Origin of the sequence: Streptomyces phaeofaciens, from assembly GCF_014648915.1 — a bacterium.
Classification (GTDB): Bacteria; Actinomycetota; Actinomycetes; order Streptomycetales; family Streptomycetaceae; genus Streptomyces; species Streptomyces phaeofaciens.
The window spans coordinates 90,987-105,773 of sequence record NZ_BMSA01000030.1; the positions used below are offsets into that span (position 1 = coordinate 90,987).

Annotated in this window: 11 protein-coding genes; 6 read left to right on the forward strand and 5 right to left on the reverse strand. The window is 72.2% G+C overall.

Annotated features, from left to right (window positions below; genetic code table 11):
• Window positions 1–85: 85 nt before the first annotated feature.
• Entirely contained in the window at window positions 86–1,171 is a 1,086-nt protein-coding gene (locus IE275_RS36950) for a rhamnogalacturonan acetylesterase (RefSeq protein ID WP_189717035.1), read from the reverse strand.
• A gap of 191 nt (window positions 1,172–1,362) precedes the next feature.
• Between IE275_RS36950 and IE275_RS36955 the strand changes: the two genes are divergently transcribed.
• Complete coding sequence (locus tag IE275_RS36955; protein WP_189717036.1) at window positions 1,363–3,042, forward strand: rhamnogalacturonan lyase B N-terminal domain-containing protein; 1,680 nt, start codon at window positions 1,363–1,365, stop codon at window positions 3,040–3,042.
• Between the two features lie 7 nt (window positions 3,043–3,049).
• Here the strand turns inward: IE275_RS36955 and IE275_RS36960 are convergent, their stop codons facing one another.
• On the reverse strand, window positions 3,050–4,462 hold the full coding sequence (locus tag IE275_RS36960) for an RICIN domain-containing protein (protein WP_189717037.1): 1,413 nt from the start codon (window positions 4,460–4,462) through the stop codon (window positions 3,050–3,052).
• Window positions 4,463–4,745: 283 nt separating this feature from the next.
• Between IE275_RS36960 and IE275_RS36965 the strand changes: the two genes are divergently transcribed.
• Window positions 4,746–6,866 carry an autotransporter gene (locus IE275_RS36965; protein ID WP_189717038.1) on the forward strand — a complete coding sequence of 707 codons (2,121 nt, stop codon included), beginning with the start codon at window positions 4,746–4,748 and terminating at the stop codon, window positions 6,864–6,866.
• 217 nt (window positions 6,867–7,083) lie between these two features.
• A complete protein-coding gene (mmuM, locus tag IE275_RS36970) occupies window positions 7,084–8,025 on the forward strand; it encodes a homocysteine S-methyltransferase (protein ID WP_189717039.1) in 942 nt (313 codons plus the stop codon).
• A gap of 201 nt (window positions 8,026–8,226) precedes the next feature.
• On the opposite strand, the gene IE275_RS36975 is transcribed toward mmuM, so the two are convergent.
• Window positions 8,227–9,915: a carboxylesterase/lipase family protein gene (locus tag IE275_RS36975; RefSeq protein ID WP_189717040.1), complete on the reverse strand. Its 1,689-nt coding sequence runs from the start codon at window positions 9,913–9,915 to the stop codon at window positions 8,227–8,229.
• Window positions 9,916–10,207: 292 nt separating this feature from the next.
• Between IE275_RS36975 and IE275_RS36980 the strand changes: the two genes are divergently transcribed.
• Both IE275_RS36980 and IE275_RS36985 read left to right on the forward strand, forming a co-directional pair.
• The gene (locus IE275_RS36980; protein WP_189717041.1) at window positions 10,208–11,221 is read left to right on the forward strand and encodes a hydroxyacid dehydrogenase; all 1,014 of its coding nucleotides are present in this window, start codon (window positions 10,208–10,210) and stop codon (window positions 11,219–11,221) included.
• A gap of 399 nt (window positions 11,222–11,620) precedes the next feature.
• Window positions 11,621–12,673 carry a LacI family DNA-binding transcriptional regulator gene (locus tag IE275_RS36985; RefSeq protein ID WP_189717042.1) on the forward strand — a complete coding sequence of 351 codons (1,053 nt, stop codon included), beginning with the start codon at window positions 11,621–11,623 and terminating at the stop codon, window positions 12,671–12,673.
• A 50-nt stretch (window positions 12,674–12,723) separates the two neighbouring features.
• On the opposite strand, the gene IE275_RS36990 is transcribed toward IE275_RS36985, so the two are convergent.
• Together IE275_RS36990 and IE275_RS36995 are read right to left on the reverse strand one after the other, a co-directional pair.
• The gene (locus IE275_RS36990; RefSeq protein ID WP_189717043.1) at window positions 12,724–13,377 is read right to left on the reverse strand and encodes a ThuA domain-containing protein; all 654 of its coding nucleotides are present in this window, start codon (window positions 13,375–13,377) and stop codon (window positions 12,724–12,726) included.
• Between the two features lie 76 nt (window positions 13,378–13,453).
• Window positions 13,454–14,056: a hypothetical protein gene (locus IE275_RS36995; RefSeq protein ID WP_189717044.1), complete on the reverse strand. Its 603-nt coding sequence runs from the start codon at window positions 14,054–14,056 to the stop codon at window positions 13,454–13,456.
• Between the two features lie 72 nt (window positions 14,057–14,128).
• On the opposite strand from IE275_RS36995, the gene IE275_RS37000 reads away from it, so the two are divergent.
• On the forward strand, window positions 14,129–14,761 hold the full coding sequence (locus IE275_RS37000) for a VOC family protein (RefSeq protein ID WP_189717045.1): 633 nt from the start codon (window positions 14,129–14,131) through the stop codon (window positions 14,759–14,761).
• The last annotated feature ends 26 nt before the right edge of the window (window positions 14,762–14,787 follow it).

The window sequence follows — 14,787 nt, forward strand, 5'->3', positions numbered from 1 at the left end:
GGAGGGTCGGGGCCGGGAGGCCCGAAACCCCGTAGGGGTCAAGACCTGGGGGCGTCCCGGTTCCGGTCGGGGCGCCCCCAGGGGCTCATCCCACCCGCACCGCGCCTCTCGGCACCAGATGCTGGGCGACGAGTTCGTCACGCACAAGCCCGGCGAAGACCGTGGCACCGTGCACGGAGGTGTGCGTGTTGTCGCGTTTCTCGTTGTAGAGGTACAACGCCTTGGAACCCTCCACACCCAGGGACTCCACCAGTGCCTTGGTCTTGGCGGTGAGGTCGATCAGCGGGACGCCCTGTGCGGCGGCGACCGAGCGGATCACCGCCGGATGGTCGACGCCAAGTCCGTTGACCAGCAGCGCTGTTCCGTTGTCGAGCGTGCCGTCGGCGTTGAACCAGCGGCGCACGATCGGGGTGACGAGAACCGGCTTCCCGCCCTTTGCCCGGACGCCCGCCACCAGTGTCTCCAGGTTCGCCCGGTACGTCACCTCGTCGGTCGTCTTGTCGTTGTGGGCGAGCTGGACCAGAACCAGGTCGCCGGGCCTGATCAGCGGCTGGACGGTGGCCCAGAGCAGCGGGTTCCCCAGGTAGGTGACCGTACTCTCGCCGGAATCCGCGTAGTTGGCGACCGAGACGCCCTTGCGCAAGTACTGCGGCAGCTCCTGGCCCCAGCCGGCGTACGGGTCGCCGGGCTGGTCGCAGACCGTGGAGTCGCCGACGAGGAAGACCTGGCGGGTGGCGGAGGTCCCCCCGCGTGAGCCGGTTCGCGCGGGGGAGAGGGCGGGGGTGACCCTGATGCCGGCGAGCGCGGGTGCCGATCCGCCGAACACCAGGTCCAGGCCCGCGGTCCCCTCGGCTCCCGTCGGTTCACCCTCGGGGGTGCGGACGTCGACGGTGAAGCTCCGGGCGGCGCGTCCGCCGGCCGGGACGGCGGTCTCGGGGAGGAGGGCGCGCCGGGTCTCGCCGGTGACGCCGGTGCTCGACGCGGTGTCGCCGCCGAGCAGGATCCTGACGTCGTAGGTGCCGGGCGGAACGTCGAAGTGGCATGCGGTCGCGGAGCAGTTGTCGATACCGAGGGGCGCGGGGCCGCCGTGCGCCTGGGCGGTGGCGGGCAGGGCCGCGAGGACGGCGGTCAGGGTCAGCGCCGCCGAAACGGCGATGGTGAAACGTCTCACTTCCGGCTCCTCCGTCACATCGGCAGTGCTGGCGGCTGGACCGTACCGCCTCCGGCAAGCGCTTTCTAGACCTTGAACCGATTTCACAAGATTGCCAACCTCCAGCAGGCGAAAGCCCTTTCGCGAAATCGATTCAACTGTCACTCTCTCCCACACCCGCACACCCCACACCTCCCGAAGGAGGCACCCCCATGTCCGGATCCGACAGCCACCCGGTCCGACGCCGCACCTTCGTGCTCACCGCCGCGGCCGCCGCCGGCTCGGCGGCCCTCGCCGGCCCGCTCGCCCCCACCGCGGCCGCCGCGGCCTTCGGCTACTCCGACGACGGCTCGAACTACGTCGTCGACACCGGTGCCAACCTGGTCTTCAAGGTCAGCAAGACCAACGGCGACCTGACCTCGCTGGTCTACCGGGGCACCGAATACCAGGGCTACGACGGCAAGAACTCGCACATCGAGTCCGGCCTCGGCAGCTCCACGGTGACGATTCTCCAGTCGGGTTCGACGATCCTGATCTCCGTCACCTACGGCACGCTCAAGCACTACTACGCGGCCCGCAGCGGCGAGAACAACATCTACCTGTGGACCAACAAGGCCGACGCCTCCGTCTCGGCGACCCGCTACATCGTCCGCGTCAAGGCGGGCCTGTTCCTCAACGACGAGCCCGACTCGTACACCTACGCGCCGACCACCATCGAGGCTTCCGACGTCTTCGCGAAGTCCGACGGCCAGACCCGCTCCAAGCACTACTCGAAGCTGCGCGTGGCCGATTACCACTACCTCGGCTGGACGACGGGCGGCGTCGGCCTGTGGATCGTGCGCAGCAACCACGAGAAGGCGTCGGGCGGTCCCTTCTACCGCTCCCTGCTGCGCCACCAGAGCGCGGACGGCGGTGGCCTGTACGAGATCCTCTACTACGGCCAGAACCAGACCGAGGAGCAGCGCTTCGGCCTCCAGGGCCCGTACGTCATCGCCTTCACCGACGGCGGCGCGCCCTCCTCGTCGCTGTTCCCGGGCACCCTGACCACGTCCTGGGCGGACTCGCTGGGCATCTCCGGGTACGTCGCCGCGGGCGGCCGCGGGCGGGTGGCGGGCGTGGGCATCACCGGGCGGAACACGGCGTACCCGTACACGGTCGGTCTCGCCAACTCGGCCGCTCAGTACTGGGGTTCGGCGCGCGCCTCGGACGGCTACTTCTCCGTCACCGGCATCCTGCCGGGGACGTACACCCTGACCGTCCACAAGGGCGAGCTGGCGGTCCACAGCACTTCGGTGACCGTGTCCGCCGGGGCGACGACCACGCTCAACTCGATCGCGATCCCCTCCTCCAACGACCCCTCCAACGCGAGCGCGATCTGGCGGATCAACGACTGGAACGGTACGCCGAACGGCTTCAAGAACGCCGACCTGATGACGTACGCGCACCCGTCGGACGTCCGGGCCGCCGCCTGGACCGGGAACGTGGTCATCGGCAGCGGTACGGAGACGTCCGCCTTCCCCTGCTACCTCTGGAAGGACGTCAACAGCGGTCTGCTCGTGTACTTCAGGCTGACGGCGGCCCAGGCCGCCGCCGCGCACACCCTGCGCATCGGTGTGACGACGGCGTACGCCAACGGACGACCGCAGGTCGTCGTCAACGACAGCTGGACGTCGGCGATCCCCTCCCCGCCCACCCAGCCGAGCACCCGGTCGCTGACCAACGGGTCGTACCGGGGGAACAACCACACCTTCACCTACAGCATCCCGGCGAGTGCGTGGCTCACGGACACCGGCCAGTACAACGTGCTGAAGATCGACGTGGTGAGCGGTTCGGGGACGACGTCCTTCCTCAGCGCGGGCACGTCGATCGACGCGATCGACCTGCTCGCCTGACGTCACGTCATGTACCGCGTGTCCACTGCTGGTTGGTTCCTCCGTTGCAGATGTAGGTGATGATCGCGGCGGAGTTGGCGGTGGACGCGCCGTTCACGTCCAGGCATTCGGCGCTCGCGCGGGACTTCACGTTCACATAGCTTCCGGTGGTGACGAGGGACCACTGCTGGGCGGTGGCCGTGGCGTCACAGTTCTCCTGGGTGACCGTGGCGGCGTTCTCCTGCACGCACAGGGAGCTGTTGCGGACGACAAGCTGGTAGTAGCCGCTGCCGACGGACTTGAACCAGTACTTCTGGTTGTTGCCGCCGTTGCAGTCGTACTGCTTGAGCTGCGCGCCCTGCCACAGCGACTGGCTGGTCACGTCGGCGCACCTGGCGGAGTGCCGGGCGACGAGCGTGTTGTAGGTGGCGCCGGTGCCGGTCACCGTGCCCGCGGCCGTGTCGACGGTGACCTCCGGAGTCCAGGAAAGGGACAGGGAGGTAGAGGACGGGAAGGTCAGCGGCAGCCAGACGTAGCGCGAGTCGTTGACGGTCCCGGCGAAGGAGTTGCCCCAGCGGTCGCCCATGTAGAGGTACGACGTGCCCGACGTCCCCTGCACGGGAAGGACGTACGCGGTCTGGGAGCCGAAGGCCGTCGAGTCGCCGACGTTCGCCATCGCCGTCCAGGGGCCGGTCAGGCTGGTGGCGGTCGCGTACTGCTGCTGGTTGGGGTTCCAGCCGGTCGCGCCCGAGGTCAGCATGAAGTAGACGCCGTTGCGCTTGAAGAGTGCGGGCGCCTCGCGGTGACCGCCCGGCCACGGGTTGGCGACCAGGCTGTCGACGGCCGTGTAGTCGGCGGTGAGCCGGTAGATGTGCAGGTCGTAGTTCTCGTTGGCGGCGGAGACCATGTAACCGGTTCCGTCGGTGTCGACGAACGCCGTGATGTCGCGGGACATGTGCTGGCCCAGCGGGCGGAAGCTGCCCTGGTAGGTGTAGGCGCCGTCCACGGTGTCGGACACGGCGACGGCCGCACGGGCCTCGCCGTAGTCGGTCCCGTTCTCCTTGTGCATCCACATCACGAACATGCCGGTGGAGGCGTTGTAGATGACCTTGGGCCGTTCGATGTACGCCGTGCCCAGCTCGGCGGCGCTGGACTGGGTCAGGACGCGGTTCCTGAACTCCCAGGTCTTGAGGTCGGTGGAGCGATAGGCGTCCACGGAGCGGAAGGTGTTGTCCGCGTTGCGGTCCTCACCGAACCAGTAGTAGTAGCTGCCGACCTTGATGACACCGCCACCGTGCGCGTGCACGACGTTTCCCGAGGTGTCGGTGAACTGGACCCCGTTGGGGACCGTCTGGGCCGCCGCCCGGGCGGGGCCGGCGGTGGCGAGGGCGCCGAACAGCGCCAGGCAGAGGGCGAGCAGGGTGGCGTACGCGCGTCTCATCTCACGCACTCTCCTTCGTGGTGTCGGCGACGGGCGCGCGCCGAGGTCGGGGGTTCCGGGGGCTGGGGTGCACGCGGCTGCCTCTCGCGAGAACGGCGTTCGAGACTGCGAACGGCGGAGGGAATGACGAACGCCGAAAAGGTAAGGGCGTGTTACGAGCAGGTCAACGGGTCTGACGAGACTTGATAGAAAGCCTTTTCTGGAGGATCGCGGCCCACTGTGGAGGATCCGGGCCGGGCGGCGATTTTCTGTTATCGGCGGAGCCCGCGGCCGTCTCCCATACGTGCGCAGCCCTCTCCCCACCACAGCAGCGGCCGCCGGCGCCCTCGCAGCCGTCGCCGCCCTCCTGGTCACCGCTCCCCCGGCCGTGGCCGCCGGCGCCCGGGACATCACCGCCGACGTGCTCGCCGACCGGGACGTGACCCTCACGGGCGACGCGGTGGTCGCCGTGCCTTCCGGTACGACCACGTACACCGGCGTCTTCCGAGGCCGGGGAAGCCTCACCGTGCGCGGCGGCGGGACCCTGGTCCTCACCCGCGACAGCGACTTCACACTGCCGGCGGCACGGCAGCGCCAGGTGGTGCGCACCCGGGGCGGGAACCACCCGTACACGACGGTCGCCCAGCCCGACCCGCCCGCGATCACGGTCGAGCACGGGGCCACCCTCCAGTACGGCACCGGCGGCGCGACCGGTCTCCTCGGGCACTTCCCGTACGACACCCCCGGCTACGCGCTGAACCAGCTGAACATCCGCGTCGACGGCACGCTGCGGCTGTCACTGACCCGCACCTTCAACCTCGGCACGATCAGCGGCTCCGGGCTCGTCACACAGCCCCGCGGCATGTGGGGCACGCTCGACCTGGCCGGGACGCATCCCTTCTCGGGCGTCATCGACAACGGCACCGGGATGGCGGTGGGCCGGCCCGAGTACCCGGTGGCGCTGCCCCACGCGCGCGCCATCCTCAACCAGGGCTCGTGGATCATCGACACCCCGCCCGGCCGGACGGTCACCCTGCGCCAGAACTTCTACCAGCGGGAGTACGGCAGCGACGTCGACGTCCACACCCGGCCCGGCGGCAAGGTCGTCCTCACCGGCCAGTACAGCTACAGCGACCGGGGCGGCGACACCCACCCCTCGCTCAGCGACCCCGGTGTCAACTGGCGTCCGATCGCCCATCGGTCGAACAAGCGCGGCACCAACATCGAGGGTGCCGACGTCCGGTGGGGCGACGGCACCACCCACGCCGTCTTCATGCCGGGCACGAAGGACACCGTCTACATCAACCTGCACGAGCGCGGCGGACGGCGGTCGTCGCTCACGTTCGACTACGACGGCCCGGTGACGCTGGGCGCCCCCATCGGCGGCGGCACGTACCACGACACGCTGGCCGCGCCCGGCGGAGGGGACGTCGTCGTCGCCGGCACGAAGGGGAACGACGTCACCTTCGCGGCCGCCCAGTACTACGACGGTTCGACGACCGTGGAGCAGGGGGCGGTGCTGCGGCTGGGGTCGGGGGCCGCGGGCGGCGACGGCTCCCTGCTCACCGGGACCGCGCGGCGGCGGATCGTGAACGACGGGACCCTGGTCGTGCGGAACACGAGGACACCGGTCTCCCTGTCGCGGATCGGCGGGAGCGGCGCGTTCGTCCAGTCCGGCACGGCCACGACGACCCTCACCGGCTCCGCGGTCACGTACACCGGAACGACGACGGTCCACCGGGGCACCCTGGCGCTGCGCGACGGGGCCACCCTCAGCAACAGCCGCGCGCTGCGGCTCACTTCGTCCACGGCGCGGCTGGACTCCGGCGCGTCGGCACTCCGGGTGACGAGCACGCTCAGCGGCACGGGCACGGTGAAGGGGGCGGTGACGAACGAAGGCGTGGTCACGGGAGGCCTCACGGTCACCGGCGACTACACCCAGGACGACCAAGGCCAACTCGCCGCACGGGACACCCCGTTGAAGGTGGGCGGGAAGGTTCGGCTGAGCGGCGGACTGGATCTGTCGGCGTTCGGCACGAAGGCGGGGGGACAGCGGCCGGAGCGGACCGTCACCGTCCTCGACCACTCGGGGCGCGGCTCGGTCTCCGGCACCTTCGACGGAGTGCGCGAGGGGGCCGGGATACAGGTCGCCGACACCGTCTACCGGCTCAGCTACCGGGGCGGCGACGGCAACGACGTGGTCCTCACCGCCGACCCGACGCGTTCCGCACAGTCCCCCCGGGCCTCGCACCGATCCGGGGCGGTCGCCGCCGGCACGCGGAGCACGGGCAGCGGTGCGAGCGGCGGGATGGGCTGGTGGCCGTACGTGCTCGCCGCGGGCCTGCTCGCGGGGCTCGGCATGCCGATGAGCCTGCGCCGCCGGGCCGCACCCGGACGAGGCGGCGGCCGCCACGCCGCGCGGTGAGGCCCGACGTCGACGCCGGGCCCCCGGCCCACGCCGTGCGGAGACCCGCGAGCCCACACCGTGCGGACACCCGCGAGCCCACACCGTGCGGACACCCGCGAGCCCACACCGTGCGGACACCCGTCGGCCCGCGCACGATCCGTCCCACATCACGGGCACTCCGCTCACGGAGTGGACGATCACGGCGGTCCGGCCCGGGGTCGACTAGCGTCGTGACATGACCAGCGACACCCCTGCTCCCCTCGCGGAGATGTCCCTCGCGGCGGCCCTCGCCACCGAAACCGTCGTCCTCGACGGCGGTATGTCCAATCAGCTCGAGTCCGTCGGCCACGATCTGAGCGACGAGCTGTGGTCGGCACGGCTGCTCGCCGAGCGGCCCGAGGCGATCACCGAGGCGCATCTCGCCTACTTCGAGGCGGGCGCGAACGTGGCGATCACCTCCAGCTACCAGGCCACCTTCGAGGGCTTCGCGAAGCGTGGCATCGAACGCGAGGAGGCCGCCCGGCTGCTCGCGCTGAGCGTGGGGCTGGCCCGGGACGCGGCACGGCAGGCCCGGGACAAAGGGGTCGCGCATCCCCTCTGGGTCGCCGCCTCGGTGGGGCCGTACGGGGCGATGCTGGCGGACGGCTCCGAGTACCGGGGACGGTACGGGCTGAGCGTCGATGAACTGGAGCGCTTCCACCGGCCCCGCCTGGAGGTGCTGGCCGCCGCCGCGCCCGATGTCCTGGCCCTGGAAACGGTTCCCGACGCCGACGAGGCCGAGGCGCTGCTGCGTGCGGTGCGCGGACTCGGAGTACCGGCCTGGCTGTCGTACTCCGTCGAGGGTGACCGGACGAGGGCCGGTCAGCCGCTGGACGAGGCGTTCGCCCTGGCCGCCGACGCGGACGAGGTGATCGCGGTCGGCGTGAACTGCTGCGCCCCCGAGGACGTGGCCGCGGCCGCGGCGACCGCGGTACGGGTCACGGGCAAGCCGGTCGTCGTCTACCCGAACAGCGGCGAGGCCTGGGACGCCGAGGCCCGCGCGTGGAACGGCCGGTCCACCTTCTCCCCCGACGAGGTTCTGGGCTGGCGGGAGTCGGGGGCCCGCCTGATCGGCGGCTGCTGCCGGGTGGGACCGGAAGCGGTCGCCTCGATCGCACGGACGCTCGGGGCGGCGTAGCCGACCACCGGGCACGGCGGGGCGAACGGTCCGGATCGCGCCGGTGCCGTCCGAAGCGGTTTCCCGGTGTCGCCCGGAGTCCCCTTGGGGGAGGGCGTGCCGGGCGTCACCCACCTGCCCGGACAGCACACCCAGGCGCCCGTCGGCAGGGGCCGCCCGGTCGTGACGCCCGGTGGCCGGCCCCGGGCGGTGCCGCGGGGCTCACTGCCGTCCGGCGCCCCCGGCCCGTCGCAGACGGCGCACGGCCGACCTGAGTTCCGTACCGCGCGGAGCCCGCCCACCGGTCACCGTGTCCGACGGCAGCGCGGCGGTGTGCGGGGGCTGCTCGGTGTCGGCGGCGAGCGCCCACAGGGCCATCGCGGCATCGCGCGGGCCGTACGCCGTATACGGCTCCCGCACGGCACGCCCGCCGTCGGCGCTCTCGTCTTTTGCACCGTCGCCGCCCGGGTGCGCGGTGCTGTCGGGGCCGCCGAAGATCCGCACCGGGTGGGTGGCGTCCCAGGGTTCCCAGCCCGGGTCGCCCGTCCGTGCGAACCGCACCCACGCCCCGTGCATCGCGTCGGCCAGGTCCCGCGGAGCGCCCTCGCCGGCGAGCTTCTCGGACTCGGGCGAGTCACCGGTGCCGAAGACGAAACCGAGTTCCAGGGCGTGGCAGGCGCCGAGGCCCGGTCGGAGCGAGGGCCAGGCGAACTCGTACACGTACGACGTCCCGGGGCGCGCGTCGGCCAGCCGGTGCAGGGGTCTGCGCAGCAGATGGTCGGTGACCATCTGGCCGACGGTCTCGGCGGTGCCGGCCTCGGGGTGCAGGTCTCGGTAGCCGCGGGGCACCTCGTGACCGCAGCGGCAGCGGGCCATGGCGCCGGCGAGGGCGACGGGGCCGAGCCGGTCGACGCGTTCCAGAAGACCGCCGGGGACGAGCCAGAGCCGGTACTCGTCGCGGGTCCAGCCGAGGAGGAGCTCGGTGCCGAGGGCGGCGTCCCCGTCGATCAGGGCTTCGAGCGGGTCGCGCGGGACGAGGTCGCCGTCGACGACCAGGCCGAAGGCGGGCCCGCCCAGCACCGGGCTGCTGAGCCTGCCGACGTCGGACTGAGTGCGCAGCAGCAGGTCGCGGTCGACGGCGGCGAAGGCCTCGGCGGTGGCGGGGATCTTCAGCCGGGTCGCCATGCGCCGCACCATGCGCCGCACCTTGTCCCGTTCGAAGGCCTCCGGAGGCCCGCTCTGCAGGACGGCCCGCCGGAACAGGCCCTGGGCCCGCGGGGCGGCAATGAGCGCGCCGACGCTGATCGCCCCCGCGGACTGCCCCGCCAGGGTGACCCGGCCGGGGTCGCCGCCGAAGGCCCCGATGGACCGGTGGACCCACTCCAGCGCGGCGAGCTGGTCGCGCAGGCCGGGGTTGGCGGGCGCGTCCGGGAACAGCCCGTAGCCCTCCACCCCCAGCCGGTAGTTGATCGATACGAAGACGATTCCGTCGCGTGCGAAATGACGCCCGTCGTACACCGGAGTGGCCGAGGAACCCCTGGTCAGGGCCCCGCCGTGCAGCCACACCACGACGGGCAGCCGGGCACCGGGACCGGGCTCGGGCGTCCAGACGTTCAGATTGAGACAGTCGTCGCCCGGCACGACCGGGTCGGACAGGTACTGGGCGAAGGCCTCGGAGTACGGCGGTTTCGGCGGCGTCGGCCCGAAGCCCCCCGCGTCCCGGACGCCGTCCCAGGGCTCGGGCGGGACGGGTGGCCTGAACCGGCGGGGCCCGAACGGGGGTGCCCCGTAGGGGATGCCCCGGAACACCGCGACGCCGTGCTCGTACCGCCCCCGTACGGAGCCGTAGGGCGTGCCGACCACAGGATCCGCCCGGGTCTCGGTCACGGGGTCCGTCCGGTCTGCCGTCATCTGCTCACCAGCCCTTCGCCGCGCTCTTGCACCGGTACCACCAGAGCACCACAACGGCGCCCGGTATTCCGGTGCACGGGCCTGTGACAGGGCTGTTCGGTGGACATCGGGGCGGTCGGCCCTCGGGAAGCGGCGGCTGTGCCGTCGCGGCGCCCGCGCCCGGGGCGAGGGCCGCGGTTCGCCCCCCGGCGATCTTCCGGCGGCCTGTCCGGGCGATTGACCGCGTCTTCAGCCGGACCTACGGTAGAAGGCGCTTTCGGAAAACGTTTCCCACGCGTGTTTCAGGAGTGCCATGCCCAGTGCCCAGCCGCCCAGGGCCGTGTTCGCCATGGATCCGGTGCACCTGCCCCTGCTGTTCCCTCCAGCGCTGGTGGCACGGCTGCGGCGGGCGGCCGAGATCGACCCCGCGCTCGTCGTCCAGGACTTCACCCACGCCGCCGCGACACCGGCCCTGGCCGACGCCGACATCCTGATCACCGGCTGGGGCTGCCCCCGTCTGGACGCGAGCACCCTGGCCGCCGCGCCCCGGCTGCGCACCGTCCTGCACGCCGCGGGCTCCGTCCGCTCACTGATCGGCGAGGCGCTCTGGGCCCGGGGAGTGACCGTGTCCAGCGCGGCCACCGCGAACGCCGTCCCGGTCGCCGAGTACACCCTCGCCGTGATCCTCCTCGCCGGCAAGGACACCCTCACCCACCGCGACCGCTACCGCCGCACCCACACCCCGCCCACCCCCGGCGAGACCGCCACCACCGGCAACCACGGCCGCCGTGTCGGAGTCGTCGGCGCCTCCCGTATCGGCCGGCGCCTGCTGCACCTCCTGCGTCCGCACGACGTCGAGGTCCTCCTCCACGACCCCTACCTCGACCCCTCCGAAGCCACCGAACTCGGCGCGCGGCTCGTCCCCTTGGAAGACCTGCTGCGCCACAGCGACATCGTCACCCTGCACGCGCCCGACCTCCCCGAGACCCGTCACCTGCTGGACCGCGCCCGGCTCGCGCTCATCCGCGACGGCGGCGTGCTGATCAACACCTCGCGCGGCGCCCTCGTCGACCACACCGCGCTCACCGACGAACTCGTCTCCGGCCGGCTCCACGCCGTCCTGGACGTCACCGAACCCGAGCCGCTCCCCGCCGACTCCCCCCTCTACCGCCTCCCCAACGTCTTCCTCACCCCCCACATCGCCGGCTCCCTCGGCAACGAACTCCAGCGCATGGGCGGCATCGTCGCCGACGAACTCGAACGCGTCGCGCAGGGTCTCGGCCTCGCCCACGAGGTGCGACGCGCGGATCTCGCGCGGGTCGCGTGAATCCTGGCTGCTCCCTCTTCATGGGTGTAAACGTTTTCCGCACGCACACGGCCAGGCCCACGCCCACGGCGGCCGACACCCGGTGACGAAGCCCCCCGGCCCGCCTCCCCCGAGGTCCCGCTCCTGGGCCGGCCGCGCGGTCAGTACGCCCTTCACGACGGACGTCCACGACTTCCGGCCGACCTGTACGCCCTCCACCGGTCCGCGCGGCGCGCTCGGCGCGGACGGAAATGCCCTTCCGCTCAAGATCCGGCGCTTCCCGGTGTCTTCACGTCACGCCGAGGTCCACCTAGGATAGCAAGCGCTTTCTGCGAGTCGTTCTGCTGCGCGAGCGGTTTCGAAAGGGCGCCGGTCGAGCTTTCGCCGGGGCCCTCGGGCGGGCCGGAGAGGTGGTTCCCGATGGTGCGCACGGCGGGTGCGGGCATGACGGCCGGACCGACGCTGGCGGTCGTGGCCCGCGAGGCGGGGGTGTCCGTGCCGACCGCGTCCAAGGTGGTCAACGGGCGGGAGGACGTCGCCCCCGAGACCCGGCGCCGGGTCACGGAGGCGCTGGACCGGCTCGGTTACGTCCGCAGACCGCGTTTCGACGCGACGAAGCCGCCCCGGCTGGTCGACCTGGTGGTGCACTCGCTGGAGAGCTCCTGGTCGGGCGCGGTGCTGCACGGGGTGGAGGAGGCGGCGCACGACGCGGGGCTGGACGTGGTGGTCTCGGCCGCCCTGTCCCGCACCCGGGCCGGACGCCCGCAGCGCGGCTGGCTGGACAAGATGACGGTACGGGGATCGGCCGGAGTGCTGTTCAACCTCGCCGAGTTGACGGACTCCCAGTTCGCGTTCCTGGAGCAGCACCGCATTCCGTTCGTGATGATCGACCCCGTGATCGAGCCGCCCTCCGGGGTGGTGTCGGTGGGAGCCGCGAACTGGCAGGGCGGGGTGACCGCGACCGGGCATCTGCTGGCGCTCGGCCACGAACGCGTCGCCGTGATCGCCGGACCGCGCCGCAAGCTGTGCAGCAGCGCCCGCGTGGCCGGTTACCGTTCGGCGCTGGCCTCGGCCGGCCTCCTGCCCCGGGCCGAGTACGTCCGCAACGGCGGCTTCGACGAGGCGACCGCTCACCGCCGGATGCGCGAGCTGCTCGCCCTGCCCGAGCCGCCCACGGCCGTGTTCGTCTGCTCCGACCGCATGGCCCTCGGCGTGTACCAGGCCGTACGGGAACAGGGACTGAGGATTCCGTACGACGTCAGCGTGGTCGGCTTCGACGATCTGCCCGAGTCCCGCTGGGCCGCCCCCGCCCTCACCACCGTCCGTCAGCCGCTGGCCGAGATGGCGGCGACGGCGCTGCGGCTGCTGGTGCGGATGATGGACGGGGAACGCCCGGAAGGAACCCGGACGGAGTTGTCGACCCGGCTGGTGGAACGGTCGAGCACGGCACCGCCCCCGTTGTCCGGGCCCTGACGCCGAATACGCGCCGGCCCCTCCCCCGCACACGGAGACGACCCCGGATCTCAGGCGGCCGCCTCGGCCGTCGCCCAGGTGAGCCCGCCGCGCAGATGGGCCAGGAAACGGGGGTCGCGGTAGGCCTGGGCCGCGTGCCCGAGAGCGGTGTAGAAGACGCGTCCCGCGCCCTGTTCCCGGCACCATGCCAGCGGGTGGTCGTCCCCCATGCCGCCGCCCTCGTAGGACGACTCGTCGGCGCTGAGCAGGACCCGTACCCGTCCGCGCGGGCCGGCGCGGAAGTCGTACCACTCGTCGGTGAAGTCCCAGACGGCGGGCAGGTGCCCGGTGGCGGGGTGATCGGGATCCTCGATCAGCACCTTGCCCGGCTGGTACGCGGGGTGACGGTCGAAGCGGGCGCCGAGGAGTTCGCCGTAGTACGGCCAGTCGTACTCGGTGCAGGCCGCCGCGTGGACGCCGACGAAGCCGCCTCCCGAGCCGACGTACCCGGCGAGCCGTCGCCGTCCGGCCGGGGTCAGCACCTCGCCGCTGGTGGAGAGGAAGACCACGGCCGCGTACCGGTCCAGCGGTTCCTCCAGGGCCGCCGGGTCCTCGGTGTGATCGACGGTGAACTCCTCCAGCGCGCGGACGGCGGCCACGGCGTCGGGGATGGAGTCGTGCCGGTAGGCGGTGGTGCGGGTGTACACCAGCAGGCGGGCGGTCATGGCGCCGAGCCTATGACCGGGACGAGGGTGCGTCCCAGGGAGATCGTCGGGGCGAATGTTTCGGGCACCCTTCTGCTCAGCCACCCGCGTCCACGTCGTTGTCGGGCGCCCCGTCACCCACCGGCGGCAGGTCGCCGCGCTCCACCGGTCCGCCGCCCGCGGGAGCCGGGGGCAGCAGGGCGTCCAACTCGTCCGCGGACGGACGATGCAGCTGCCGGGCCGCCGCCCGCAGGACGTCCCGGGGCAGGCCCTTACCGCTCAGCCGGATGACGAACCCCTCCTTCGGCACCGCGTACTCCCGCCGTTCCCCGGTGCTGCGATACCAGGAGTCGCCGTCGCGGACGCAGGTGGTGGACGCACCGGAGGAGTCCCCGACCGGCTGGTCCGGGCAGCTGTCGGCGGTCATCGTGCCGCGGTCGACGGTGAGTTGAAGCTGCCTGCCCTCCTTCTGGGAGACATAGACGGCGGAGAAGCCGTCATCCCCGTACACGCCGACGGACTGCCGGGCCAGGCTGTAGCCGGGTGCCTCGGTCGCGTACACGAGTTCCGGGGCGATCCCCAACGCGCGGGCGCGGGAGCCCAGTTCGGCGGGGTCCGCGCCCGCCTTCTCCGTCCCGCAGGCGACGACGAGCGCGGGGAGGAACAGCATCGCCGGGAGGGCGCGCGGCATACGGATCATGCCTGCCATCCTGACGCACAGGTGTCCCGGGGACCCGGTGATTCCGGCGGCGGGCGCGTAGGCTCGGGCGGGATGAACACCATTCCCGCACGCCTCGACCACATCGTTCTCGCAACCCCCGACCTGGCGGCGACGGTCACCGAGTTCACCAGGCGCACGGGAGTGGCCCCCGCGCCGGGCGGGGTGCACATCGGGCTCGGCACCCGCAATCACCTGGTCGGACTGGGCGGCTGCGCCTATCTGGAGATCCTCGGTCCGGACCCGGAGCAGCCGACGCCGACCGGGCCGCGCCCCTTCGGCGTGGACGACCTCGACGCGGCCCGCACCATCACCTGGGCGATCAGCCCGCCCGACATCGACGCGACGGTCGCCGCCGTCCGCGCGCACGGCTACGACCCCGGCGACGTACGGGAGATGAGCCGGCGACGCCCCGACGGCACGTTGCTGGAGTGGCGGCTGACCGACGGCGGCGACCCGCACCCGTCGGGTCTGGTGCCCTTCCTGATCGCCTGGGGTGCCACGCCCCACCCGTCCGCGTCGGGCCTGCCGGTCACACCGCTGCTGGAGCTGACCGCCACCGCTCCCGACCCCGAGGAGATCCGCCCCGTGCTGACCGCCCTCGGCACCGATCTGGTTCTCGGCACGGGCCCGGCGGGCTTCTCCTTCACCGTCGACACACCGAACGGGCCGGTCACCTTCGACTGACGGACACCGATCCGCTCACCCGGCCG

Excerpts from the sequence above, each read along its gene's own strand:
- IE275_RS37000 (WP_189717045.1), top strand. The coding sequence starts at position 14,129 with ATGAACACCATTCCCGCACGCCTCGACCACATCGTTCTCGCAACCCCC.
- mmuM (WP_189717039.1), top strand. The coding sequence starts at position 7,084 with ATGACCAGCGACACCCCTGCTCCCCTCGCGGAGATGTCCCTCGCGGCG.
- IE275_RS36995 (WP_189717044.1), bottom strand. The coding sequence starts at position 14,056 with ATGATCCGTATGCCGCGCGCCCTCCCGGCGATGCTGTTCCTCCCCGCG.
- IE275_RS36985 (WP_189717042.1), top strand. The coding sequence starts at position 11,621 with ATGGTGCGCACGGCGGGTGCGGGCATGACGGCCGGACCGACGCTGGCG.
- IE275_RS36960 (WP_189717037.1), bottom strand. The coding sequence starts at position 4,462 with ATGAGACGCGCGTACGCCACCCTGCTCGCCCTCTGCCTGGCGCTGTTC.
- IE275_RS36955 (WP_189717036.1), top strand. The coding sequence starts at position 1,363 with ATGTCCGGATCCGACAGCCACCCGGTCCGACGCCGCACCTTCGTGCTC.
- IE275_RS36975 (WP_189717040.1), bottom strand. The coding sequence starts at position 9,915 with ATGACGGCAGACCGGACGGACCCCGTGACCGAGACCCGGGCGGATCCT.
- IE275_RS36980 (WP_189717041.1), top strand. The coding sequence starts at position 10,208 with ATGCCCAGTGCCCAGCCGCCCAGGGCCGTGTTCGCCATGGATCCGGTG.
- IE275_RS36990 (WP_189717043.1), bottom strand. The coding sequence starts at position 13,377 with ATGACCGCCCGCCTGCTGGTGTACACCCGCACCACCGCCTACCGGCAC.